The organism is Dysosmobacter acutus, from assembly GCF_018919205.1.
Taxonomy (GTDB): Bacteria; Bacillota; Clostridia; order Oscillospirales; family Oscillospiraceae; genus Oscillibacter; species Oscillibacter acutus.
In genome coordinates, this window is sequence record NZ_JAHLQN010000001.1 from 949833 (window position 1) to 974421 (window position 24589).

The 24589-nt window shown below is 55.6% G+C and carries 24 protein-coding genes and 1 pseudogene; 20 read left to right on the top strand and 5 right to left on the bottom strand.

Features of this window, described 5'->3' with window-relative positions; genetic code table 11:
- Nucleotides 1–14: 14 nt before the first annotated feature.
- Nucleotides 15–1316 (bottom strand): hypothetical protein, encoded by a 1302-nt coding sequence (locus KQI82_RS04540; RefSeq protein ID WP_216631703.1) that lies wholly within the window; start codon nucleotides 1314–1316, stop codon nucleotides 15–17.
- 125 nt (nucleotides 1317–1441) lie between these two features.
- Between KQI82_RS04540 and KQI82_RS04545 the strand changes: the two genes are divergently transcribed.
- Together KQI82_RS04545 and KQI82_RS04550 are read left to right on the top strand one after the other, a co-directional pair.
- Entirely contained in the window at nucleotides 1442–1624 is a 183-nt protein-coding gene (locus KQI82_RS04545; RefSeq protein WP_216631704.1) for a ribbon-helix-helix protein, CopG family, read from the top strand.
- A gap of 85 nt (nucleotides 1625–1709) precedes the next feature.
- Nucleotides 1710–2786 (top strand): helix-turn-helix transcriptional regulator, encoded by a 1077-nt coding sequence (locus tag KQI82_RS04550; RefSeq protein ID WP_216631705.1) that lies wholly within the window; start codon nucleotides 1710–1712, stop codon nucleotides 2784–2786.
- A 71-nt stretch (nucleotides 2787–2857) separates the two neighbouring features.
- Here the strand turns inward: KQI82_RS04550 and KQI82_RS04555 are convergent, their stop codons facing one another.
- Nucleotides 2858–4069 carry a tyrosine-type recombinase/integrase gene (locus tag KQI82_RS04555; RefSeq protein ID WP_216631706.1) on the bottom strand — a complete coding sequence of 404 codons (1212 nt, stop codon included), beginning with the start codon at nucleotides 4067–4069 and terminating at the stop codon, nucleotides 2858–2860.
- 183 nt (nucleotides 4070–4252) lie between these two features.
- Between KQI82_RS04555 and KQI82_RS04560 the strand changes: the two are divergent.
- Nucleotides 4253–4324, top strand: a pseudogene (locus KQI82_RS04560) (NADH peroxidase); the annotation flags it as partial.
- A gap of 173 nt (nucleotides 4325–4497) precedes the next feature.
- Here the strand turns inward: KQI82_RS04560 and KQI82_RS04565 are convergent.
- Nucleotides 4498–4809 carry a helix-turn-helix domain-containing protein gene (locus tag KQI82_RS04565; RefSeq protein WP_216631707.1) on the bottom strand — a complete coding sequence of 104 codons (312 nt, stop codon included), beginning with the start codon at nucleotides 4807–4809 and terminating at the stop codon, nucleotides 4498–4500.
- Nucleotides 4810–4981: 172 nt separating this feature from the next.
- Here KQI82_RS04565 and KQI82_RS04570 point away from each other — a divergent pair, with 172 nt between their 5' ends.
- The 7 genes from KQI82_RS04570 (at nucleotide 4982) to KQI82_RS04600 (ending at nucleotide 11915) form a co-directional block, all read left to right on the top strand.
- Entirely contained in the window at nucleotides 4982–6151 is a 1170-nt protein-coding gene (locus KQI82_RS04570; protein ID WP_216631708.1) for an SPFH domain-containing protein, read from the top strand.
- Nucleotides 6148–6564 carry a hypothetical protein gene (locus KQI82_RS04575; protein WP_216631709.1) on the top strand — a complete coding sequence of 139 codons (417 nt, stop codon included), beginning with the start codon at nucleotides 6148–6150 and terminating at the stop codon, nucleotides 6562–6564. Before KQI82_RS04570 ends, KQI82_RS04575 begins: the two co-directional genes overlap by 4 nt.
- Nucleotides 6565–6580: 16 nt before the next feature.
- The gene (locus KQI82_RS04580; protein ID WP_216631710.1) at nucleotides 6581–7831 is read left to right on the top strand and encodes a tetratricopeptide repeat protein; all 1251 of its coding nucleotides are present in this window, start codon (nucleotides 6581–6583) and stop codon (nucleotides 7829–7831) included.
- A gap of 237 nt (nucleotides 7832–8068) precedes the next feature.
- Nucleotides 8069–9046, top strand: coding sequence for a D-isomer specific 2-hydroxyacid dehydrogenase family protein (locus tag KQI82_RS04585; RefSeq protein ID WP_216631711.1), 978 nt, complete (start codon nucleotides 8069–8071; stop codon nucleotides 9044–9046).
- Between the two features lie 129 nt (nucleotides 9047–9175).
- The gene (locus KQI82_RS04590; protein ID WP_216631712.1) at nucleotides 9176–10138 is read left to right on the top strand and encodes a DMT family transporter; all 963 of its coding nucleotides are present in this window, start codon (nucleotides 9176–9178) and stop codon (nucleotides 10136–10138) included.
- Between the two features lie 80 nt (nucleotides 10139–10218).
- The gene (locus KQI82_RS04595) at nucleotides 10219–10875 is read left to right on the top strand and encodes an HAD hydrolase-like protein (RefSeq protein WP_216631713.1); all 657 of its coding nucleotides are present in this window, start codon (nucleotides 10219–10221) and stop codon (nucleotides 10873–10875) included.
- Between the two features lie 170 nt (nucleotides 10876–11045).
- Nucleotides 11046–11915 carry an AraC family transcriptional regulator gene (locus KQI82_RS04600; protein ID WP_216631714.1) on the top strand — a complete coding sequence of 290 codons (870 nt, stop codon included), beginning with the start codon at nucleotides 11046–11048 and terminating at the stop codon, nucleotides 11913–11915.
- A gap of 73 nt (nucleotides 11916–11988) precedes the next feature.
- Here KQI82_RS04600 and KQI82_RS04605 read toward each other — a convergent pair whose 3' ends face one another.
- Nucleotides 11989–13287 carry a S1C family serine protease gene (locus tag KQI82_RS04605; protein ID WP_216631715.1) on the bottom strand — a complete coding sequence of 433 codons (1299 nt, stop codon included), beginning with the start codon at nucleotides 13285–13287 and terminating at the stop codon, nucleotides 11989–11991.
- Between the two features lie 153 nt (nucleotides 13288–13440).
- On the opposite strand from KQI82_RS04605, the gene KQI82_RS04610 reads away from it, so the two are divergent.
- From KQI82_RS04610 to deoD, 3 genes are read left to right on the top strand one after another with little or no spacing between them, the layout of a single operon-like run.
- The gene (locus tag KQI82_RS04610) at nucleotides 13441–14430 is read left to right on the top strand and encodes an MBL fold metallo-hydrolase (protein ID WP_216631716.1); all 990 of its coding nucleotides are present in this window, start codon (nucleotides 13441–13443) and stop codon (nucleotides 14428–14430) included.
- Nucleotides 14431–14444: 14 nt separating this feature from the next.
- Nucleotides 14445–15101 (top strand): deoxyribose-phosphate aldolase, encoded by a 657-nt coding sequence (gene deoC, locus KQI82_RS04615; protein ID WP_216631717.1) that lies wholly within the window; start codon nucleotides 14445–14447, stop codon nucleotides 15099–15101.
- A gap of 28 nt (nucleotides 15102–15129) precedes the next feature.
- Complete coding sequence (gene deoD / locus KQI82_RS04620; RefSeq protein WP_216631718.1) at nucleotides 15130–15849, top strand: purine-nucleoside phosphorylase; 720 nt, start codon at nucleotides 15130–15132, stop codon at nucleotides 15847–15849.
- 112 nt (nucleotides 15850–15961) lie between these two features.
- Here the strand turns inward: deoD and KQI82_RS04625 are convergent, their stop codons facing one another.
- Nucleotides 15962–16858: a nucleoside recognition domain-containing protein gene (locus KQI82_RS04625; RefSeq protein ID WP_216631719.1), complete on the bottom strand. Its 897-nt coding sequence runs from the start codon at nucleotides 16856–16858 to the stop codon at nucleotides 15962–15964.
- A gap of 111 nt (nucleotides 16859–16969) precedes the next feature.
- On the opposite strand from KQI82_RS04625, the gene KQI82_RS04630 reads away from it, so the two are divergent.
- The 7 genes from KQI82_RS04630 to KQI82_RS04660 all read left to right on the top strand — a co-directional run bounded on the left by KQI82_RS04630 (nucleotide 16970) and on the right by KQI82_RS04660 (nucleotide 24433).
- Nucleotides 16970–17236: a YabP/YqfC family sporulation protein gene (locus KQI82_RS04630; RefSeq protein ID WP_216631720.1), complete on the top strand. Its 267-nt coding sequence runs from the start codon at nucleotides 16970–16972 to the stop codon at nucleotides 17234–17236.
- 19 nt (nucleotides 17237–17255) lie between these two features.
- Nucleotides 17256–18452, top strand: coding sequence for a sporulation protein YqfD (gene yqfD / locus KQI82_RS04635; RefSeq protein ID WP_216631721.1), 1197 nt, complete (start codon nucleotides 17256–17258; stop codon nucleotides 18450–18452).
- 32 nt (nucleotides 18453–18484) lie between these two features.
- A complete protein-coding gene (locus KQI82_RS04640) occupies nucleotides 18485–19450 on the top strand; it encodes a PhoH family protein (protein WP_216631722.1) in 966 nt (321 codons plus the stop codon).
- Nucleotides 19451–19498: 48 nt separating this feature from the next.
- Nucleotides 19499–20002: an rRNA maturation RNase YbeY gene (ybeY, locus tag KQI82_RS04645; RefSeq protein WP_216631723.1), complete on the top strand. Its 504-nt coding sequence runs from the start codon at nucleotides 19499–19501 to the stop codon at nucleotides 20000–20002.
- 56 nt (nucleotides 20003–20058) lie between these two features.
- Complete coding sequence (era, locus tag KQI82_RS04650) at nucleotides 20059–20955, top strand: GTPase Era (protein ID WP_216631724.1); 897 nt, start codon at nucleotides 20059–20061, stop codon at nucleotides 20953–20955.
- A 280-nt stretch (nucleotides 20956–21235) separates the two neighbouring features.
- The gene (gene recO, locus KQI82_RS04655) at nucleotides 21236–21988 is read left to right on the top strand and encodes a DNA repair protein RecO (RefSeq protein ID WP_216631725.1); all 753 of its coding nucleotides are present in this window, start codon (nucleotides 21236–21238) and stop codon (nucleotides 21986–21988) included.
- 57 nt (nucleotides 21989–22045) lie between these two features.
- Entirely contained in the window at nucleotides 22046–24433 is a 2388-nt protein-coding gene (locus KQI82_RS04660) for an endonuclease MutS2 (RefSeq protein ID WP_216631726.1), read from the top strand.
- Nucleotides 24434–24589: the final 156 nt, after the last annotated feature.

Below are 24589 nucleotides of genomic sequence, written 5' to 3' on the forward strand. Positions count from 1 at the left end.
TGTTTTACTGAAAATCATCGCTGAATCGAATAATATCGTTTGTATTTGATTGTTACAAGGTTCAAAACACCTGCATCGGTAAGCTCCTTCAAGGCAGCGGCAACAGTCTGTTCGTTGAAGAAACCCAGACTGGAAACATCCGAAGCGAGAATTTCAGATAGTTTCTCCTTGAGCATTTCATACACTTCAACAATGTCGGAAGCAGGATAGGTTTCAAAGTCACCACTTATGTCTCTTTCATTTGTGAGGAGTGAAAATGCCACTGGATTCTTCGAACCCACAGTTACAAATTCAATAAATTTATAAGTAGCAATATAGCGGGCTGCCTTCTGCTTTGCCGTATATCCGCCATTTTCTCTGATGTCATCTAAGTAAGCTTTCTTTTTTAAGACTTTCTCTCTGTGGTCAGCAGGACTTTCTTCCAACGGATATTTCTCATCAATCTTTGCCTTTTCTGCGGCAATGTTGCTATTTGCTTTTTCTGTTATCTCTTTTTCAGCATTAACAAAAGATTGTTCTGCCGTATTACGCACAAGGTCATTGGCCGCCATTGTCGCTTCCAATTCCTGTAACCGTTGGGCAATCTCTTTCTTCCTTTTTCCCTTAAATAACCCCAGTCCAGATTGTTCCTCAACTAATGCTGTTTTCTCTGCCAACATTGTTTCATGGGAGTTTTTTGCGTGTTCTATCTTGTCTTCCAGTTCTTTCTTTGCCTTTTCAACTTCTTCGCGGAGTTGGGACAGGATTTTCTGCTCTGCCTGCTCGTATTCGTTCCGCCGCGCATCTAACACGCTTTTTGATACCGCCTCCCATGCGGCTTGACGACCTTCAAAATCATACTCATCTTTTTCTAAAAGGGCCGCCTCAGCTTGAAGGATTTGATAATCCTCAATAATTGAATCAGCAACTATCCGCATGGTCTGGGTGCTGATTTCTTTCATTTTAACCGAGTGTGCTTCATTTGCTTTCGTTTCTTCGTCAGCTGCTCCGCTTTCAATATTGACATACTTTTTGGTAAAGTAATTCCAAGGCACGGAAATACCATATACCGTCAGACGATCTCTCGCTGCGGCACTCTGCACACCCGCATCAATAGCAAGCTTTTCGGCTTCATCCATGGGATAGGTCATGGTAAGGCCGCAATCTGGGCATCTATATACCAGTTGAGTTTTATTTTCAATTCCTGCAACAGCTCCACCAGTGCCGAGAACAACCGCACCAATAATTCCTTTTTTGTAATTGTATGATACCCCTCCTGCTTGGCTATCCTTTACGACATTAGGACTGCCGCAAGCTGCACAACGATAACGAGCCATTTTCGTAACCTTCCCTCTCTTGTTAGTTGATATCACAGTTGATATTGATATAGCAATCTTATTGTAGTATATTTCGTTCGTCTTTGTCAATCTATAATGAAATGTAGATTGAGAGGCGAGATGATATGAGCAATGAAACTTTAAAAATTAAACGCCGTGGCGAAGATGGGAACAAGGTCATTACCGTCCGCATAAAAGAAGAGACCCTGACGGCGATTGATAAAGCCGCTGCTGAAAGCAACTATTCCCGAAATGAGTTAATAAACATCATTCTCAGCCACGGAATCAAAAATCTTGAAATTGTATAAGCATCAGGGGTGGGATATTCCTGCCCTTTTTTCTTTGCCGTGAGCATGGTATAATGGCGAAAAAGTAATCACGGAGGCGGCAAGCATGGCATCACCAATCAAGAACAGCGACAAGGGCGGCAAGCGTCCCGGCCAGAAGTTCAAATCTCTACTGGTATGGCAGTATCTTTTGAAGCACACAGACGATGACCATGCTGCCAGCTCCGAGGCCATCAAGGAGCATTTGCGGGAATACGGCATCACCGCAGACCGCCATTCCATTGCCCGTGACATTGACGCGCTAAACGAGCTTTTTGCTATCGACGCGGCAGCCGAGATTGATGATCGTGACCGCCTCAACTACGAAATCATCTACGATACCAGCAAACGAGGTTACAAAGTCGTCTGCCGTCCCTACGACTTTGAAGAACTGCGTCTTCTGGCTGAGTGTGTCCGCGCCTCTAAGTTCATTTCCAAGAGCCAAGAAGAACATCTGCTGACCACCATTGAAGACCTGTGCAGCGAAAGCCAGATCGAAGAGCTGCACAACGAAGTCTATCTTGTAGGCCGCAACAAAACCAGTAACAAGCACATCATGCGCTCTATGCTGAAAATCAATCGGGCAATCAAAGAAAAATGCAAAATTAGCTTTAAGTATCTGAAATACACCCTAAATGACCGCTCCACTCAGGTAGCCAGAAGAGGCGGAAAAGACTACATCCGCAGCCCGTACAAGCTGCTTATCAACGACGGCAATTACTATCTGTTGGCCTACGACAGCGAAAAAGAGGACATGAGAACATACCGCCTTGACCGCATGAAAGACGTAGAGATCAAGCATGAGGCGAGGGATGGGGCTGCCGTCTATGACAAAATCGACATGAGAACCTATACCCAGCGTGTTTTTTCCATGTTCGGCGGCGAAGATAAATTTGTCAGCATCCGTTTCACCAACGACCTTTTGGACACCGCTGTGGAGCGTTTCGGCAACGGAGGAGAGGTTTTCTACCGTCCCGATGACAAAGGACACTTTGTTGTATCTGCCCACGTGGAGATCAGCAAGCAGTTTTACGCGTGGGTCTGCGGCTTCCACACAAAAGCCAAAATCATCAATCCCCCCGAAGTAGTGGAGGGCATGAAAAACTTCCTCAATGAAATCTCCAACAGATACGAAAGTGAATAAAAGATAAAACAATCCTCCAGAAAGTTGATACTTCTGGAGGATTGTTGTCAAAAGTCGATGCCGTAGAGTGATTAAAGCCGATTAAGATTATCTTGTAAAATTTCAATACCCGTTTTGGAAACTGCGAGATAATAACGCTGAGTAACATGAATGTGACCATGCCCCATCTGATTGCAAAGCAAGTGTGTAGGTGTGTTCAGCTCCGCCATCATCGTGCCGTAAGTGTGTCGGAGAAAATGATACTTGAAATTGATGCCCAGCTTGCTTTTTATCTCACGGGATGGGTATTTGAAAGAATTGACTGTCTGAATAGTGCCGTCCGGCAGACAATTCACCAAATCTGTGGAGGCAATTTTCTTTCCGTCCAGATCGTCAATAAACCGCCGCTTCTGTTCGCGTAAGACGGCAAACTTCACTTCATCTTCTGCCCGCCGCCGAGCTTTTTCCTCCAAATGCTCTTTGAGCGTGGGACAGAGGTATATTGTCCGTTTGGAGTTGCGCGTTTTGGGAGGAATGAGTTTAATAAGTCCCTCTTGATACTGCATTTGCCTGTCAATGGTTATCGTGCCATTCTCTAAATCCACATTCGACCATTTCAGCCCAAAGGCTTCATTGATACGCAGACCGCAATACCGCCCAAGCAAATACGCCGTTTCTGCATTTGTCCCCTTGAAGTAGTCATCCAAAAGTGTGAGTTCCTCACGACTGAACGCTATGATGCTGGTATCGTCCTCTGTTTTCATCTTTGGCATCTTGATTTTCGTATCTTTATTAACGCAGAGTTTGTTATAGATAGCTCCGTCAAGGTAGTTTCGGGAATGAGCTTGACCAAAGATTAGGTAAAACATTTTCAAGAAATTTTCCGTGTATTGATAGGAATATTCTGCATCATAATAGAGTTCGGAAAGGTAATCATTGGCCTCTGCCGAGCTGATTTCATCCACAAACCGCTTGCCGAATTTGGAGCAAAGATGATTGTCCCAAATACTGTCTTGCTTGCGGATTGTCTGGTAGGCTCTGTCTTTCCGCCCGTTTGCGCAGTATTCTTGATAGACTTCCTTTACCGTTTTTCTGACTACGGGCTTCGGCTTTCTGGCATCCTGCGCTAAAGCAAGGGCGGCTTGCCTTGCCTTTATAGCGTCTTTCTTCGTGCGGAGTGGTGCGCCGAATTCATCTTTGCTCCCTCTTTTGGAAATTCGCTTTCCATCCGTTGTGAAAGTGTAGCGAAAAGCCCAAAGACCATTTTCCAACTGAAATACACCCACATCATTCTGTCTTCCCATGCTGTTGCCTCCTAAAGTGCAAATTTAGGTGCAACATTTTGGGTTGCTATTTGCCAAGACTTACACACTGTGCAACTTTGGCTTACAAAATCTCTTGCCAAAAGTCGCAGATAATGATACAATTTCCTTAGAAACAAGCTGGAAAGGCTACACTTTAGTCACGAGCGAATGCGAAGTGACTAACAGATGGCCCGCGACGAAGCGAGACATGGCCGTGCCTTTGAGGGCCTGCTGAAGCGCTATTTCGGCAAATAAAGTGCTAATTGCTTAAAGCACTTTTGAGAGGATGGAGCATTGCTCCATCCTCTTTATTTATAGATACATGTGGGATAGGCCAGTAAACCCCATCACTATTTTGAGAATCGGTAAGAAATAAGCTTGAGATACAAAGATAAAGATGAACGGTTCAAGGATAAAACCGTTCATCTTTATCTTTGTATTAAATGTTCAACAATTGTTTGGATCAGCTGCAAATCCTTTTCACTCAGTTGTTCCAATTCATTTACCACGTTTTTCAACAATGCGGGATTACTAATATTTTCATCAAAGAACTCAACCAGTGTAATTTGAAAATACTCACAGATGGCGAACAGCTCCGTCAGGGATGGGAGGGATTTACCTGAAGAGATGTTATTGACATATCCTCTGCTATGCCCGAGATCATAGCTCATTTGATACTCTGAAACGCCTTTTCTCATGCGGAGCTGTGTGATTCTCTCTCGGACAAAGTTTGTATCCATCCGATCGCCTCCTTGTGTAACAAGGATAACCGTGCAACCATAAGAAATATACTTTTTAAAAACTTTAAACATCTTGATTAGCACTTTTAAAAATGTTATTATGGTCGTATAGATGTTAAAAAAATAAAAATGCCGTTTAAAAAACTTATATCTATGTAAGGGGTGAGACTGTTTGGCAATTGCGGAAGTTATTAAATACGAAGGGGATAACTCAATATTTGTATGGAAATATCCCAAAGAGGACTTCAATACCAACTCGCAATTAATCGTCCACGAGTCGCAGGAGGCTGTTTTTTTTCTAAATGGACAGCCGCTCGACCTGTTTGGCTCCGGACGTTACACGCTGGAAACAGAAAATATTCCTCTGCTGCGCCATGCGATCAACATTCCCACTGGAGGACAATCTGCATTTCATTGTGAAGTCTACTTCATCAACAAGATTGAGCAGATGGCAATCCGCTGGGGGACGGACAGTAAGGTACAGTATGTGGAGCCGACCTATGGGTTTCCACTCTCTATTGGCGCAAGCGGAGAAATGAGCTTACGGGCAGAAAACAGCATCAAGCTGCTTACAAAACTTGTAGGCACAGAACACGATATGTGCCGTGATAAATTGGTATCATATTTCCGGGCCTTCCTGATGACAAAGGTAAAAACATACATAGCGCAGAGTATCAGAGAGTTAAAGGCAAATATTTTTGAAATAGATGAACAGCTCCTCGATTTTTCCTCCGCACTTAAAGAAAAGCTCACGCCTGACTTTGCTGATTACGGAATTGCGCTGGAACGCTTTTTTGTCTCCAATATTGTAAAGCCCGATGGAGAGCCGCAGTACGAAAAGTTCAAAGAACTGCATTTTCGCCAGTATGCGGACATTGCCGAGGCAAGAATTCGTCAGCAAGTAGGCGTAATCGATCAAGAGGCGGAGAGGCAAAAGGTAATTATTAAGGCACAGGGAACCGCACAGAAGCGTTCCATTGAAGGGTATACATACCAGCAGGAACGTGGTTTTGATATAGCCGAAAAGGCCGCTCAAAACGAGGGAGCCGGCAATTTCAGCAGCGCCGGGATTGGCCTTGGCATGATGACAGGCGTCGGCGGCGCAGTCAGCGGCATGGTTGGCGGTGCTGTTGGTGGTGTGCTTGGAACAATGAACGCTCCCGCCGCTATGCATTTGTTCTGTGAAAACTGCGGCGCTCAGCTTATGCCGGGGGCGGCTTTTTGCGAGAATTGTGGCGCCGGGGTGGCGGCTGTACCACACTGCGTCAAGTGTGGCTATTTGTTTGAGCGCCCGGGAAAATTCTGCCCAAAGTGCGGTGCCAAACGGGAGGAAATTCAATGAAGCAAAATAAAGTACTGGGAATCCTGCTATGGCTGGTTGGGATTGTTTTGGCGCATTTGATTGTATTTCTCCTGCCCCAAGAAATGGAAAAGGCAGAGTGGATTACCTATGGTTTTACATTGATTGCGTTTTTTTCGCAGCTTATTTTGTGGTTTACGGCCTGGAGGGAAAAGCCCTCTCCTGAACAACAGTTTTTGCAGACTCCTCTGTTGTTTTACTCAGTGTGTTATATTGCCGGGCAGATCATTCTCTGCGTGATATTTGCGCTGGTCAGCACCTCTGGTAAAATCGCGGTGATAGTCAATGCAATATTTCTGGCCAGTATGTGCTTGCTGTTTGTATTTTCTTTGATAGGGCGAAATCACGTTGACCGTATCGATCAACGTCAAAAAAATCATCATACTAAATTATAAAAAGGGAGCGGGAAAAGTGAAGCAGTTAACTTGTGAAATGTGCGGGAGCACAGAATTACTGAAACAGGACGGTGTTTTTGTCTGTCAGTCTTGCGGAACAAAGTATTCCATTGAAGAAGCCAAAAAAATGATGGTAGAGGGCACGGTTGAGGTCGCCGGCACAGTTAAAGTTGACAGCAGCGATAAAATAGCGAACTATCTGGTGATGGCCAACAGCGCTTATGATGCAGGCAATCAAAAGGAAGCGGAGAACTACTGCAACAAAATCATCGAGATTGACCCCAGCAATTATGAAGCCTGGTTTCTTAAGGGCAAGGCGGCAGGCTGGCAATCCACCCTTGCCAATATTCGCGTGGAAGAGTCTGTGAACTGCTTTACCAAGGCCATTGAAAATGTGCCGGAAGATAAAGCGGAAGAAGTCAAGAAGGGCGCATCGCAGGAGATCACCAATCTGTCCAAGGCTCTGGTGCAGCTATGCTGCAACAACTATTCAAAAAACGGAAGCACGAACAACGCCAACACCATCAAAAGCAACTGTGTCAAGGTGCAGCTGTATGCTTTGCAGCTTTTGACCAAGTGCGGTGTGCAGCCCAAAGATTTTAAATCTGAAATTGCGACAAAAATCAATCAGGCTGTTGTAGCCGCATATAATGGCGACATTAAAAAAGATTACTGGGGGTCTACCGGGCACCCCTCTAAGGCCGCATGGGATAGGTACACGGAGCAGGCGTGGGCTGCTGTGGATTTGCTGAAATATGCGATTTCCTTAAGCGATGACGATGCTTCTGCAGACAAACAACGTTATGAGAATATCATTTTTATTCTAAAGGAAATCGAATCCTCGGCTTCTTACAGATATTCAAATGGCGCGTGGGGAAAAGAATATCAGTACACAGGAGAAGGCAAAGAGAAGATTATCAATCAAATTATGGAGTACCATAATAAAATTAAGGAAATCGATCCCAATTATACAATCCCGGAACGCCCCAAGGCTTCCAGCGGCTGTTATGTTGCCACCGCTGTATATGGATCCTACGACTGCCCACAAGTGTGGACACTGCGCCGCTACCGCGACTATACATTGGCAAAAACGTGGTATGGCCGGGCATTTATCCACACCTATTATGCAATTAGCCCCACGCTTGTAAAGTGGTTTGGCCATACAGAGTGGTTTAAGAAGACGTGGAGAGGCAGGCTTGACCGCATGATTGTAAAATTAAAGAATGAGGGTGTAGAGGATACACCGTATCAGGACAGAGAATGGTAACTACATAAGCGTCTTTTATTAGGCCGCTGGACTGATTTGCAACTTATGCAACTTTATAGGTTAGACGGATAAAAAGGGAAGCAGCGTACGCTGCTTCCCTTTTTTATGGCTTCTGTGCGGTCACGGAGCATGCTCCGCGGTTTTTTCCGCAATGCGGATAAATTGAGATTGACCATCCGGGGGAACGGTGCTACCATACAAAAAGTGTGATAGAACAGCATCAAGGGAGGATGTATTATGAAACTGTTTGCATATGGGTGCCGGGAATTCGACGAGGAGGCCTTTTTCCTCAAGCACGCTGAGGAACTGAACGTGGAGCTTGGCATCAGCCGGGAGCCGGTCAGCATGGAAAACGCGGTGCTGGCCAGGGGCTACGACTATATCTCCATTCTGACCACGCCGGTACCGGCGGAGCTGGTGGACCGGTTCCGGGAGATGGGCGTTCGGATGATTTCCACCCGCACCATCGGCTACGACCACATCGACTACCACCATGCTAAGGAGGTGGGGATGAAGGTCTCCAACGTCAGCTACACGCCGGAGTGCGTGGCGGACTACACGGTGATGCTGATGCTCATGTCCATCCGCAAGATGAAGCGGATCATGCAGCGCGCCTCCATCAACGACTTTACGCTCCAGGGCATCAACGGAGGACTTCTGCCGGAGCGGACCGTGGGCGTCATCGGCACGGGCCGCATCGGCCGGGCGGTGATCCGGGACCTGAAGGGATTTGGCTGCAAGGTCTACGCCTATGACCTCTATAAAAGCGACCAGGTGGATGTGGAGTATCTGCCGCTGGAGGAGCTGTTCACCCGCTGCGACCTCATCACCCTCCATATGCCGCTGACCGACGAGAACTTCCACATGATCGACCGCAAGGCCATTGAAAAGATGCCCGACGGCGTGATCCTGATCAACACCGCCCGGGGCGGCCTGATCGACAGCGACGCCATGATCGAGGGCCTGGAATCCGGCAAGATTGGCGCCTGCGGCCTGGACGTGGTGGAGGACGAGTTCCAGATGTACTATTTCGACCGCCGCAGCGACGTGGTGGGCAACCGCAGGCTCTCCATCCTGCGGGACATGCCCAACGTGGTGGTGACGCCCCACATGGCCTTTTACACGGACCGCAGTGTTTCGGACATGGTGCACAACTCCATCCTCAGCTGCCTGTACGACGACCGGGGCGAGAAGAACCCCTGGCAGGTGGTATAAGTGATATCGCGAAAGGGAGGGCGAAAGCCCTCCCTTTTTGCCGCACCGGAAGATATGTTTTCCCAATTGCCTTTTCAGAACGGGTGTGCTACGATGGAGGAAGATTCTGGAAGGGATGCGTGAAAAGAGATGAGTCAGCGGAAGGCCTCTATACTGTTGCTGCTGGCATCCATGATGTGGGGCAGCAGCTTTGTGGCGTCTAAGGTGTGTCTGAACAGCGGGATGCTGCAGTTTGAAATCGTGTTTTACCGGTTTTTGATCGGCGCGGTGCTGATGTGGCTGATCTTCCGCAAGGAGCTGCGCGGCATTTCCCGCCAGACCTGGAAGACCGGCATTGCGCTGGGCCTTGTCACCACCGCCAGCTTTGCCGCGGAGATGTACGGCATCACCATGACCCAGACCACAAAGGCGGCGTTCATCACCGCCACCAACGTGGTGATGATGCCGTTTCTCTACTGGCTGGTCTGCCACGTGAAGCCGGGCCTGCGGTCGGTGGGGGCGGCCATGCTGGCCTTGACCGGCGTGGGATTTTTAAGCCTTACCGGCGGGTCCTACGCGGTGGAGGTCGGAGACTTGCTGCTGCTGTTGGCGGCCCTTCTCTACAACGTCTACGCGCTGGTGACGGTCACCATGGGCAAGGACTGCACGGCGGCACAGATGACCTTTTTGCAGTTTGCCTCCACGGCGGTATTCATGGGAATCCTGACCCTGTTTCAAGGAAGCGGCGGCGGCTTTACGCTCCAGAGCACGGGAGCGGTGCTCTATCTGGCCGTGATGCCCACGGTGGTGTGCTACATGATTAAAAATATCACCATACGCTACATGAGCCCCGTGCGCTGCTCGCTGATCCTCTCTACGGAGAGCGTGTTCTGCGCCATCTTATCCGCGATCATCCTCCATGAGAGGATCACGATGCGGATGCTGTTCGGCATTGTACTGATCTTCAGCGGTGTGCTCCTGGAGCAGCTGCGCTCCCGCAAGGCGGTGCCCGCGCCCCGGGATACGGAGCTGACGGCGGAGGGGATGGAAGGCGACGCCGCTGGGCCGCCGGAGGATGCGCCGGCAGAGCAAATCGATGTAAATGAGGCGTAAAGTTCATGGGTAATCGATAAAATGACTTGCGCGGCAGAGAATTTTATGATACGCTTTTTCATGTGAAAGGATGAGAAACGATGTATCATTATATCCTGTTTGATCTGGACGGAACGCTGACCGATTCCAAGGAGGGCATCTTCAAGTGCCTGCGCTATGCCTTTGAAAAGATGGGAGAACGGGTGCCTGACGATGCGGAGCTGATCAAGTTCATCGGCCCGCCGCTGCAAAACTCCTTTATGGAATACTGCGGCTACAGCCTGGAAAAGGCCCAGCGCGCCGTGGGCATATTCCGGGAGCGGTATGTGCCCATTGGAAAATTTGAGAACACGGCCACGCCGGGTCTGCCGGAGCTGTGCCGGCGGCTGAAGGAGCGGGGCTACGTGATGGCGCTGTCCTCCTCCAAGCCGGAGGACATGTGCCAGCAGATCTGCGCCCATTTCGGCTACGACCAATCCTTAAGCGTCATCGCCGGCAGTCCGCCCGTGGGAGAGACTTCCAAGGCGGAGGTGATCCGGGAAACCTTCCGGCGCCTGAAAATCGGCGAGGAGGACAAGGCGTCGGTGCTGATGGTGGGCGACCGGAAGTTTGATGTGTTAGGCGCCAGGGAGTGCGGCATCGACTGTTTGGGCGTGGAGTTTTTCGGCTACGCCGCACCGGGTGAACTGACGGAGGCCGGAGCCGTGGCGGTGGTACATAGCGTCCAGGAGTTGGAGGAGTTTATTTTGAGCCACTGAAATGGCGGCCTGTGTATGGATGAGATTTGGCGGGACAGCATAGAATGCTGTCCCGCTTTTTATGACAGAGCTTCCGCGGCCGACCAGGCCGCCCGTGAAAAAGGCAAAAAAAGTCGAGAGGGGCGCCGGGCGGCGGTCTATACTGACAGCAGGTAAGGAGGGATTGAGGGATGGAGCAGGTTGAGGCGGTGCAGCGGATGCAGGACTATATTGAGGTCCATTTGTATGAGCCCATCACGCCGGCGGACCTGGCAAGGGCTTCGCTCTTTTCGCCCTGGCATTCCTACCGGCTGTTTGTGAACCTGGTGGGCATGACGCCGGCCGGATATATCCGGCGGCTTCGCCTCTCCAAATCCGCTCTGGGGCTGCGGCGGGGCTTAAAAGTCGCGGACGCCGCCTTTGCAGCCGGATTTGGAAGCGTGGACGGGTACCAGCGGGCCTTCTTCCGAGAATTTGGATGCAACCCGGGCGACTATGCGGCCGACCCCGGTCCCATCTATCTGTTCACACCTTACGGGGTAAAATTCAGGCACATCGAAAGGAGAAAAGCTGTGGAACCTGTGAAGACCGTATTTGTTCAGATGGTGGAAAAGCCTGCGCGCAAGGTGCTTATCAAGCGGGGGATCAAGGCCGGAGACTACTGGTCCTACTGTGAGGAGGTGGGCTGTGATGTGTGGGGGCTTCTCCAGAGCGTTCAGTCCATCGGCCCGGAGCCGGTGTGCCTCTACCTGCCGCCGCTGTACCGCAAACCGGGGACGTCGGAGTACGTCCAGGGCGCGGAAGTCCCTCCGGACTACAGTGGGGCGGTGCCGGAGGGATTTGACCTGATCTCGCTGCCGGCCGGGAGATACCTGATGTTTCGGGGGGAGCCCTTTGCGGAGGAGGACTACTGCGGTGCCATTGAGGAGGTGCAGACGGCGGTCAAGCGGTACGACCCGGCCCTGATCGGGTGCGTTTGGGATGACCGGAGCCCAAGAATTCAGCTGGAGCCCATTGGGACAAGAGGTTATATCGAGCTGTGGCCGGTCAGGCCGGCGTAAGAGTCTCGCGGACAGAAAAAGGGAGGGAAAAGCAATTGCTTTTCCCTCCCTCTATTTGAAAGGGGCGGCTGGATCAGGCTGCGTCGGATTTTGTTTTTTCGATGTTTTTCACCTGCTCCAGCGTTTTGCCGGGCACGCTCAGGTCCGCCCTCAGAACAGGGTCCATGGGGACCGCAAGGTACATGTTGTTGCCGTAGATCAGATAGGCGCTGGTGATGCCGATGACCTGGCCGAACTCATTGAAGAGCGCGCCGCCGCTGCTGCCGATGGAGATGGAGGCGGTATTTTGGATCACGGGGATGGAAAAGCCCTCAATGGTGCGGGAGCAGCTGCTGACCACGCCGGAGGTTACGGAGTTTTGAAGGCCAAGAGGGCTGCCAATGGCATAGATGACGTCGCCGTTGCGGACCGTGTCGGAGGATACCATGGGCAAAAAGGCAAAGGCGGAGGTGCGCTCGCCGGCGGTGGAGAGAGTGGAAATCCGCAGCACAGCGATGTCCTCGCCGGCATCGTAGTACAGAACCTTCTCCACCGGATACTTCTCGCCTGTGATCAGCGTGATGTTGGCGTAGGCCATGCCGTCGATGGAGTGGTAATTGGTGACGGCGATGCCGTCAGAGGTGATGAAAAATCCACTGGAGGTGCTGGAGGTGGTATTGGTGTCGCGGTAGTAGTCGGTGGCGTAGCACTCCATGAAGAACACCGCCGAGCTGCAGCGGTCGGCGATCTGGCGGGCGGTGAGGGATTCGCTGGTCAGCCCCAGGGCGTTGGCCGCGGCCTGACTCACCAGGCCCTTGGCCATCAGGCCATCCAAAAGCGTCTGTGTGCCGCCCTTTTTCGGGAAGGTCAGGGCGCTGAGCATGGCCTCGAACAGATCGCCCCTGGTGAAGGTGGAGTAGGAGGTCACGGTGGAGAGCCCAATGTGGCGGGCAAAGAGGGCCGCCTCACCGGGAACAAAGTCTCCGTTGCTGTCCTGATAGCCCAAAATCCGCAGCAGAAAGGTGAAAAACTCATCGGCGCTGACGGTTCGGCTGGGCGAGAAGGTGGTTTCAGAAGTGCCGGCCGCCCAGCCGCAGGCATAGGCATAGCTGACATCCGCCTGGGCCCAGGCGGGGACGTCGGTAAAGGGGGCGTGGTAGCTGCCGCTGGCGGCGGACTGCTCTCCGCCGGCCAGGCGCACGATCAAAGTGACTGCCTCGGCCCGGGTGGCGGAGCGGTCCAGGTCATAACCGGAGCCGGTGCCGTTGACCAGGCCAAGCGTATTGAGCTTGTCCGCCGCAAGTGTCTGCTCGCCGGGCAGAGCGCTGGCGGCCGGGATCAGATTCACTGCCAGCAAGAGGGCGCAAAGCGCCGCGGCAATGCGTTTTTTCATGTGAGGGTACCTCCAAATGAATAAAATGCCAGCGCCGCAAAAACGGCGGAGGATACGGAATGCGGTCTCTATCATAGCACGGGCCATCATTTTTTACAAGAACGTGGACAGCAAAGGTACAATCTGTTAAACTATCGGGGAAAGGAAGAGAATATGGCTGAACAAATTGGAGAAAACCTATACCGGCTGGACATCCCGCTGCCGGAGAACCCCCTTAAGAACCTGAACAGCTATCTCATCACAGGGGAGCGGAATCTGCTCATCGACACGGGATTTCGCCAGGAGCCCTGCCGCCGGGCCATGGCGGAACAGCTTTTGGAGCTGCGCGTGGACATGGACCGGACGGACCTGTTTTTGACACATCTGCACACCGACCACACCGGCCTTGCCCAGGAGCTGCTCCGGCCCGGCTGCCGGGCCATGCTCAGCGATGTGGACGTGCCGCTGCTGATCCACAGCCAGAGCGAGGCATACTGGGAGGAGAATTTCGACGCCTATCTCAAAGAGGGCTTCCCACGCACGGAGCTGAGGGAGCTATGGGGCGACAATCCGGCCAGGGACATCCACCCCGTGCCCTTTTCAGGCTACACGCCGGTGCGGGATGGGACGATCTTGCGCTATGGAGGCTACCGCCTGAAATGTCTGCTGACGCCGGGGCATACGCCGGGCCACATGTGCCTCTATGAGACGGAGAAACGAATGCTCTTCTGCGGCGACCACGTGCTCTATCACATCTCGCCCAACATCACCCGTTGGAGGAGCATGCCCGACGCCCTTGGCAGCTATCTGAAGAGCCTGGACCTGGTGGCCGATCTGGAGGTAGAGACTCCTCTGCCAGCCCACCGGGCGGTGGAGGGTGACTTTCGCCAGCGGGTCATCCAGCTGCGGGCCCATCACGGGACCCGGCTTCAAAACACGCTGGACCAGGTGAGCCGCGCCCCGGGGCAGAGCGCCTATGAGATCGCCGGGGGAATGTCCTGGGACATCCGCTGCCGCAGCTGGGAGGACTTCCCGCTGACCCAGAAGTGGTTCGCCGTGGGCGAGGCGCTGTCCCACCTGGACTACCTGGCGGTTCGCGGCCGGCTTTTGTGCCGGGAGACGGGGGGAATCCGCCGATATTTCCCGGCGTTGGACCAAGTATAAGGGGGATACCTAAAATGGAACTGAAAGAGATTTTAAGCAGAGTCGACCACACGCTGCTCCGCCCCGACGCCACCTGGGAGGAGATCCGTGCCCTGTGCGACGACGGCGCTTCCTATGGCTGCGCGTCGGTGTGCATCCCGGCCGCCTATGTGCGTCAGGCGTCGGACCATGTGCGGGGCGCCGTGGCGGTGTGCACCGTGGTGGGCTTTCCCAACGGCTATTCCACCACGGCGGCCAAATGCTTTGAGGCGGAGGAGGCATTGACCTCCGGAGCGTCGGAGATCGATATGGTCATCAACTTAGGCTGGCTGAAGGACGGCCGCTACGATGAGATAGAGCGGGAAATCCGGGAGGTGAAGGCCGCCTGCCAGCGCCATGTGCTGAAAGTCATTGTGGAGACCTGCCTGCTGACGGAGGAGGAGAAAATCCGCATGTGCCAGGTGGTCTCCAACTCCGGCGCCGACTTCATCAAGACCTCCACCGGTTTTTCCACAGGCGGAGCCACCCGGGAGGATGTGGCGCTGCTGCGCGCTCATGTGGCGCCAGGGGTGAAGGTAAAGGCCGCGGGCGGGATTTCCACGCTCCGGGACGCGGAGGATTTCATCGCCCTGGGGGCCGACCGCCTGGGCACATCCCGCATTGTCAAGGCGGTAAAAGAGGGAAGCAACTGAATTTACAATCGGAAAAGGAGAAGATACCATGTCTACTGCTCACAACAGCGCCGAAAAGGGCCAGTTTGCCAAGACCGTTTTGATGCCGGGCGACCCGCTGCGCGCCCAATTCATCGCAGAGACCTTTTTGAAGGATGCCGTGCTGGTAAACAATGTCCGCGGCATCCACGGCTACACCGGCACCTACGAGGGTGTGCCGGTTTCCGTCATGGCCTCCGGGATGGGCACCCCTTCCATCGGCATCTACTCCCATGAGCTGTTCCACTTCTACGATGTGGACAACATCATCCGCATCGGCTCCGCCGGCGCCATGTCTCCGGACTTAAAGCTGATGGATGTGGTGGCGGCCCAGGGCGCCTGCACCAATTCAAACTATGTGTCCCAGTTTCGTATGCCCGGTACCTTCGCGCCCATTGCAAGCTTTGAACTGCTGGAGACGGCGGTGGCCGCCGCCCGGGAGATGGGGGTGCGGATGCCGGTGGGCAACGTGCTCTCCTCCGACGTGTTCTACGATGCATCCAACTCCACCATGGACTGGGCCAAAATGGGGGTCCTGTGTGCCGAGATGGAGGCGGCGGGCCTTTACTGCAACGCGGCGCAGGCCCACAAGCGGGCTCTGGCGCTGCTGACCATCTCCGACAGCCTGATAACGGGGGAGGAGCTGTCCTCTGAGGACCGTCAGACCGGATTCACTCAGATGATGCGCATCGCCCTGCGGGTGGCCGTTGAGATGGCCAGCCGGGATTGATCTACATGGCAGAAACATGACGAAAAGCGCCCCCGCTGCCAATCCGGCAGCGGGGGCGCTTTCCTATCCGGTCGGCGAGGCGCGGAAAAGGCGTGCAGAAGAGGCTGCCGTTTTAAAAGAACAGAGGGCTTGCGGCAGCCGCCAAGAGCACGCATAAAAGGCACTGGATGGATTTGCCCATCCAGTAGTAACGGGAGGATAGGCCGGGGATGACGGAGAGGGTCTGGCAGTGAACGGAGAGACCACCCCAGCCAAGGAGTCCTGCCGCGGTGAGAAAGCCCAGGCGGTCGGCGCTGAGCAGCGCGGCGCCATTGAAAAGCTCCGTAAAGCCGATCAGCAGCGCGCCGGTCTCACCGCCCAGACGGCGAAGAGGCAGCAGCGCCACGGAAAAGAGGATGATGAATGCGCACACGCCGGCCATGGAGCGGGCGCCGCTGCCGGCGGCCTTGACAAAGGCCTCGGAAAAGGAAAGTGCTTTTTTTACGCGCCGAAGCCGGACGCCACGGAGATCTGAGCGTTTGCCGCGGAAGAAAAGGCCGGTGAGCAGCGCGGCCAGCACATGGATGAGCCACAGGCAGAATCCGATCCGGCCGCTGCCGAAAACGCCCAGGCCAAGGACATTCACGGCAAAGGCGGGAGAGCAGTTGTTGCAAAAGGCAAGGAGCCGCTGAGCCTCGTCCCGGCTCAGTGCCTGCTGGGAATAGAGGGCGGCGGCGGTGCCGGCCCCCACGGGATATCCGCCAAGGACCCCAAGCGCCAGCGCCGCAGCTCCGGCGCCGCCCACGTGGAACAGCGGCTGCATGAGGCCTTCCAGCCGCCGCCCCAGAGCGTCGGCAAACCCCAGGTCGATCAACAGCGACGATACCACAAAGAAGGGGAAGAGGGAGGGAATGGCCGATTGGAGGCAGAGAGATATCCCCTCCTGCACGCCGGCGCGCACATCCTGGGACCAGTAGAGCAGTGCCGCCATAGTCAGCAGCAGGAAAAGATAGAGGAGTTTTCGCTTCATTTCTGTATCACCCCGTCCAACCTATGCATCTTTTGTCCCTACCATGACGGGGACACGCAAGTTTCTCCGGAGAGGGACATAGATTGGAGGTACGGAAATGGAGGAACTCATATGGAAGAAATCTTGGCACGGGTGGCGGAGCTCTTTGACCTGCCGGGCGAGGTGGTGGCGGGGCTGCCCCACATTGAACTGGTGGGGCAGAGGCAGCTGCTCATCGAAAATCACCAGGGCATCCTCTCCTACAGCGACCGCATCATCGACGTGAACACGGTGGGGCGGGTGGTGCGTATCCGGGGAGAGCGGCTGGAGCTGCTGGCCATGACATCAGAGGCCCTGCGCATCGGCGGCACCATCGCCGGTGTGGAATTCTTACAGTAGTAGAAGGGAGGGGACAACTGTGCTGGAGCAGGGAAGCAACTTCCTGCGGGGAGAGGTGTGGCTGCGGGCGGAATCCGGCTTTCCGGAGCGGGTGCTCAACCTCTGCGCGGCCCAGGGCATCGCCCTGTGGGATCTGCAGTGGCGCTCCCCGACGGAGTTCACCTGCCGCCTGACCCGGAAGGACTACCACCGGCTGCGGCAGGCCGCCACAAAGCTGGACTGCACCCTCTGCGTGCAGAAAAAAACAGGCGTGCCCTTTCTCCTGGGTGCCGCCCGCCGCCGCCAGGTGCTGCTGGCCGGGTTCTGCCTGTGTCTGGGGATGCTGCTGCTGGGCTCCTTTTTTGTCTGGGACTTTGAACTGGAGGGGAACCGGACGGTGACGGATGAGCAGATTCTGCGCTCTCTTGAAAAAAATGGATTGACCCGGGGTGTGTTCGGGCTCAGCGTGGATTCGGAGGACCTGCGCAACCACGTTCTGATAGATATCCCGGAGCTCTCCTGGATCGCCGTGAATGTCTCCGGCTACCGGGCCCATGTCCAGGTGCGGGAACGGGTAATCAAACCGGAGCTGGCGGACAAAAAGTCCCCCGCCAACGTGGTGGCGGTGAAAGACGGCTATGTGGTGCGGGTAGAGGCGCTGGGCGGCGACAAGCAGGTGCTGGAGGGCGACACGGTGGAGGCGGGCCAGCTGCTGATCTCCGGCGTCAGCGACACGGATACATTCGGCGCCCGGGTCCTGGCCGGCATGGGCAAGGTCTATGCCAGGACCTGGTATCAGCTGAGCATGGAGATGCCGCTCACCATAACGCAGAAAGTGGACACGGGGGCGGAAAAACACCGCTATGCGCTGACCATTGGAACAAGCCGGATAAAATTTTATGGGAATGGTAGCATTGACACGGGGGATTATGATAAAATAAGCAGGAAAATCAAATGGACGCTGCCGGGCGGCTTTGCGCTGCCCATCAGCTGGGTGGAGGAGACGTACCGGCTCTATGAGACCCAGGAGGTCAGCCGCCCGGCGGAAGAGGCGGAGCGGGAGGGGGAAAAAATCCTCCAGGCGTATCTTGCCACATTGGTCGGCGAGGAGGGAAGCGTTTCCTCCACCATCTGCTCCTCCCGGGAAAAGAACGGCATTTTGACCGTTACCCTCTCCGCAGAGTGCGTGGAGCAGATCGGGAAGTCAGTGCCCATTCCCACAGACCTCACAGATTGATCGGCGGACTGACGCCGCAAAGGAGTGTATCCATGGAACAGCGAATCAGCATTGAACGATTGGAGCAGGCAGTGAATATCTTCGGCTCCTTCGATGAAAACATTCGGCTTTTGGAGGAGGAGTTCCACGTCACGGTGGTCAACCGGGAGGGTGAGCTGCGGGTCAACGGTGAGCCTGAGGAGACCATGCTGGCCTGCAAGGCCATCCGGGCGCTGCTGACGCTGTCCTCCCGGGGGGAGCCCATCAGCGAGCAGAACGTGCGCTACGTCATCGGCCTGGCCCGCACCGGACAGGAGGAGCGGGTCAGCGAGCTGACGGGCGATGTGCTGTGCATCACCGCCAAGGGCCGCCCGGTGAAGCCCAAGACCATCGGACAAAAGCAGTATATCGAATCGGTGCTGAAAAATACGGTGACCATCGGCGTGGGCCCCGCGGGCACCGGAAAAACCTACCTGGCTGTGGCTGCCGCCGTGGCGGCCTTCCGGGACAAGCAGGTCAACCGCATCATCCTCACCCGCCCGGCGGTGGAGGCGGGAGAGCGGCTGGGCTTTCTGCCCGGCGACCTCCAGAGCAAGGTGGACCCCTATCTGCGGCCTCTCTACGACGCCCTCTTTGACATGCTGGGCGCGGAGACCTATCAGAAGTATCTGGAGCGGGGCAACATCGAGGTGGCGCCCCTGGCCTACATGCGGGGCCGGACTTTGGACGACAGCTTCATCATCCTGGATGAGGCCCAGAACACCTCCCGGGAACAGATGAAGATGTTTCTCACCCGCATGGGCTTTGGCTCCAAAATCGTCATCACCGGCGACGTGACCCAGATCGACCTGCCCTCCGACAAAACGTCGGGGCTGAAGGAGGCCATGCGGGTGCTGGACGGTGTGGAGGGGATCGGCATCTGCGCCCTGACCAATCAGGATGTGGTGCGTCACGTCATGGTGCAGCGCATTGTCAAGGCCTATGACGAGTATGAAAAGAGAAAACGGGTGAAACAATAAGAGGCGCAGTGCCCGGACCGGACAGGAAAAGAGAAAGAGGGATGAAGAATGAAGCGGAATCGGATTGCGGTGACGGCGGATGTGCCCGGCGCGGCCAGCCAGGGAAATGTGGCGCTGATTCGAAAGACCATCCGCACCGCCTTGGCGGCGCAGGGGGTCACGGTGCCCTGTGAGGTCAACGTGCTGCTGACCGACGACGCGGGAATACGGCAGATCAACCTGGAAATGCGGGATGTGGACAAGTCCACGGACGTGCTCTCTTTTCCCATGTTTGAATTTTCACCGGACTGCCCTCCTACGGAGGAGAGCGCCGGTGAGCTGCTGGACTGGGCCACGGGGCTGCTGCCTCTTGGCGACATGGCCATCTCCATGGAGCGGGTGAAGGAGCAGGCCCGGGAGTACGGCCACTCGGGCCGCCGGGAGCTTGCCTACCTGGTGGCCCACTCGGTGCTGCACCTTCTGGGCTTTGACCACCTGGACGAGGGGGAGCAGAAGGCCCGGATGCGTGCAAGGGAAGAGGCCGTTTTATCAGAGCTTGGCATCCAGCGATAGAGAATACCCTGCTGCGGGAAAAATAAAACGCTCAAGAAAGTTGAGGATCACCTTTTATGAATGAGATCAAAAAAACAGCCATGGTCACCGTCTGCGGGCGTCCCAATGTGGGAAAGTCCAGTTTGACCAACGCCCTGGTGGGCGAAAAGATCGCCATCGTGTCCAACAAGCCCCAGACTACCCGCAACCGCATCTACGGCGTTGCAAACCGGGGCGACACTCAATATGTGCTGCTGGACACTCCGGGACTCCACAAGGCCCGCACCCGACTGGGAGACTACATGGTCAAAGTGGTCAACGCCAGTGTGGCGGAAGTGGACTGCGTGCTGCTGTTGGTGGAGCCCATCGCCCATGTGGGCGCGCCGGAGGAGGCGCTGATCCAGCGCATCCGGGAGGGCCGGCTGCCGGCAATTTTGTGCATCAACAAAATTGACACGGTGAAAAAGGAGGAACTGCTGCCGGTGATGGCCGCGTACCACGAGGTATATCCTGACTTCAAGGCCATCCTCCCCATCTCCGCCCACACCGGAGAGGGGCTGGAGGAGCTGGTGGCGGAGATGCACAAGTACGCCTGCGAAGGGCCTCAGCTGTTTCCCGACGGAATGACCACGGATCAGCCGGAGCGGCAGGTGATGGCGGAGATCGTCCGGGAGAAGCTGCTGGTGTGCCTGGACAAGGAGATCCCCCACGGAACGGCGGTGGAGATCACCCGTTTTTCCGAGCGGGAAAACGAGATCATCGACGTGGAAGCCACCATCTACTGTGAAAAAAGCAGCCATAAAGGCATCGTCATCGGCAAGCAGGGCGCCATGCTGAAAAAAATCAGCACACTGGCCCGCCAGGACATGGAGCGCTTCATGGGGACCAAGGTCTATCTTGAGACCTGGGTGAAGGTCAAGGAGAACTGGCGCGACAACCCCGCGTCCATCAGGAACTTCGGCTATAAGGAGTAAGCGCGGTATCCATCCTCCGCAGGGAGCTGCGGGATGGGGGATGGGGCGGTTTTCGCTTTTGCGCAGGATTTGCCAGTCATAAAATTCGACACTCCGCGCCATGCTAATCCCGAAAGGGAGGATGCAGACATGGACGGAAGCGAATATTGGACACTTTTTATGGAGACCGGCTGTCCGGTTTTTTACCTTTTATATAAACGGCAGTGTGCCGAGGAAGAACAGCAGGACTCTAAGACGGCTTAGGCGGAGAGACTCTCTCCGCCGCGGGGAGGGTACATAGATGACATCTCATCTGGTGACGCCGGGGATCATCCTGCGGGAGACGGAGACCAAGGAGGCGGACAAAATCCTCACCGTACTGACCCGGGATTTGGGAAAGATCGCTGTGATTGCCCGGGGCGCCCGCCGCAAGGGCTGCCGCTTTGCAGCTTCCGCCCAGCTTCTTGCCTACTCCGAACTGACGCTCTACAAAAGCAAGGACTGGTACTTCCTCAACGAGGGGGCTACGATAGAGCTGTTTCCAGGACTGCGTCGGGATCTGGAGCTGCTGGCGCTGGGCTCCTATTTCGCCGAGCTGACGGAAGCTGTGACGGGGGAGGAACTGCCGTCTCCGGAAATCCTGTCGCTGCTGCTAAACGCCCTGTACGCCCTGGACCGACTGCATAAACCCCAGCTGCTGGTCAAGGGCGCATTTGAGCTGCGGCTGATGGCCCTGTCCGGCTACGAGCCGCTGGCGGAGGGGTGCGTCTACTGTGGAAAGGGAGAGCCGGAGGAGGCCATGATAGATATCCGACAGGGCGTTGTGCACTGCAGGGCGTGCGGAGAAAGGGGAATGGGTCTGTCCCTTCCGCTGTCGCCGTCCACCCTGGCGGCGGTCCGGCACGCCCTCTATGGCGACGCCAAGCATCTCTACTCCTTCACCCTGAACAAGGAGTCCATGGAGCAGTTTGCCCAGGTGTCGGAGGCATTCTCTGCGGCTCAGCTTGAGCGGGATTTCCGTACGCTGAGCTTTTATAAAAGCATCAAAGCCTGACAAAAACTGATAACATTTTGTATAATTCTCCTGTTATGATACGCAGAGGAGTCGAATATGAGCGAATTATTTGATAAATCCATACGGACGCTGGAGCTGCCCCGGGTTTTGGAGCTGCTCAGCGCCCAGGCGGTCAGCGACGAGGCCAAGCGGCGGGCCCTTCGGGTCCGGCCGGAGACGGAGCGGGAGGAAGTGCTCAAGCTCCAGGATCAGACCGACGCGGCGCGGACCATGATCGGGCTGCACGGCAGCCCTACCTTTACCGGCATCAAACCGGTGGCGGAGGCCCTGGCCCGGGCGGACCGGGGCGGAATGCTGAACACCACGGAGCTTTTGACCATCGCGGGGCTTTTGACCACCGCCCGCCGGGTCCGGGAATATTTGGGAGGCGACAGCGGAGAGAAGACGGCCATTGACCATCTCTTTTTATCCCTCCACGCCAACCGCTTCCTGGAGGAGAAGATCAACCGATCCATCCTGAGCGAGGATGAGATCGCCGACTCCGCCAGCCCGGAGCTCCAGGACATCCGCAGGCACATGCGCTCGGCCGGAGCCAAGAGCCGCCAGATTCTCCAGCGGATCATCTCCTCCCCCTCTTACGCAAGGGTGCTGCAGGAGGCCATCATCACCCAGCGCGACGGCCGGTTCGTGGTGCCGGTGAAGGCGGAGTGCAAGGGAGAACTGCCGGGCCTGGTCCACGACATCTCCTCCTCCGGGGCAACGCTTTTTGTGGAACCCATGGGGGTGGTGCAGGCCAACAACGAGCTGAAGGAACTGGAGGCCAAGGAGAAGAAGGAGATTGAGAAGATTCTCTTCACCCTGTCCGCCGAGGCGGCCGCCCACCAGGGAGACATTCTCTGGGACTACGACACTTTGGTGCATCTGGATCTGATCTTCGCCAAGGGACAGCTCTCTTACCAGATGAACGCCTGCCGGCCGGAGATCCGCGCCGACGGGGGATTGAATCTCCGCCGCGCCCGCCATCCCCTGCTGGACCCGGCCAGGGCGGTGCCCATTGACATTGAGTTGGGGGACACTTTTGACACCCTTGTGATCACCGGGCCCAACACCGGCGGCAAGACCGTGAGTTTAAAGACCCTGGGCCTTTTGACGCTGATGGCCCAATGCGGGCTTCACATCCCCGCCGCCGACCGCAGCGCCCTGTCCGTATACGACCGGGTGCTGGCCGATGTGGGCGACGAGCAGAGCATCGAGCAAAGTCTGTCCACATTTTCAGCACATATGGTCAACATCGTGCATATTCTGGAAGAAGCGGACCGCCGCAGCCTCATACTCTTCGACGAGTTAGGGGCCGGCACCGACCCGGTGGAGGGAGCCGCGCTGGCCATTGCCATCATTCAGGAGGCGCGGAGCAAGGGCGCGAAGATCGCCGCCACCACCCACTATGCGGAGCTGAAGACCTTTGCAATGACCACGGCCGGCGTGGAGAACGCCTCCTGTGAGTTCGACGTGGAGACGCTGCGTCCCACTTACCGGCTGCTGATTGGCATTCCCGGAAAATCCAACGCCTTTGCCATCTCCAAGCGGCTTGGGCTGCCGGAGCAGGTGATTGACGCAGCCAAAGAGCAGATGAACAGCGAGAGCATCCGGTTTGAAGACGTGCTGGCCCAGTTGGAGGAAAAGCGTCAGACCCTGGAGAAAAAGCAGTTGGAAACCGAGCGGCTGCTGCGTCAGCGGGAGGAGGACGCCCGCAAGGCCCGGGAGTTCCGGGAGCAGATGGAAAAAGCCAAGGAGCGGGCCCGCTCCAGAGGGGAGGCGGAGGCGAAACGGGTGCTGAAAGAGGCCCGGGACACTGCGGATCAGATTTTTGCAGAACTCAACGAGCTGCGCCGCCAGCAGACCCGTGCCCAAAACTGGCAGGATACAAACGACGCCCGGGCCGCTGTCCGCCGTCACTTGAATGAGGCCGAAGAGGCACTGCAAAGCAGGGAGATGGAACAGGAGCCAATTCCCGCCCCCAGCCGTCCCATCCGGGAGGGCGACCTGGTGGAGCTGCCCGGGGTCCGGACGGCGGCGGAGGTGGTTTCCGTGGGAAAGGACGGCTCGCTGCAGCTGAAGGCCGGCATGCTGAAGATGACGGTGAAGCCCGGCGAGGTGCGGCTCATCGAAGAGGAGGAGCGCAGAAAGAAGCCCGTGAGCATCCAGCAGCGGGCGGCTCAGAGCCTGCGGACCATGGCCGCGGCCGCGTCGGAGCTGGACATCCGGGGCATGGAGACCCTGGAGGCGGAGCCGGTGGTGGAGCGCTTCATCGACAGTGCCGTCATGGGCAAGCTGAACCAGGTCACCATCATCCACGGAAAAGGCACCGGCGCGCTGCGCAAGGCGGTGCACCAGATGCTGAGGCGGAACCCGGCGGTAAAGTCCTTCCGGCTGGGGGTCTACGGCGAGGGCGAGGCCGGCGTGACCGTGGCAGAGCTGCGATGAAGCGGGCCGGTTTGCGGCGCAGATGCGAAATTGCACAAAACCGAAGGAGCAAAACTGTGCAAAGTGGCGCCCAAAAGTATGGTGAAATCTGGAAATTGGAGGAAATGATAATTTTTTCTGTACTGGAAAATCACTTTTCAGGTAATGTTTGTGAAA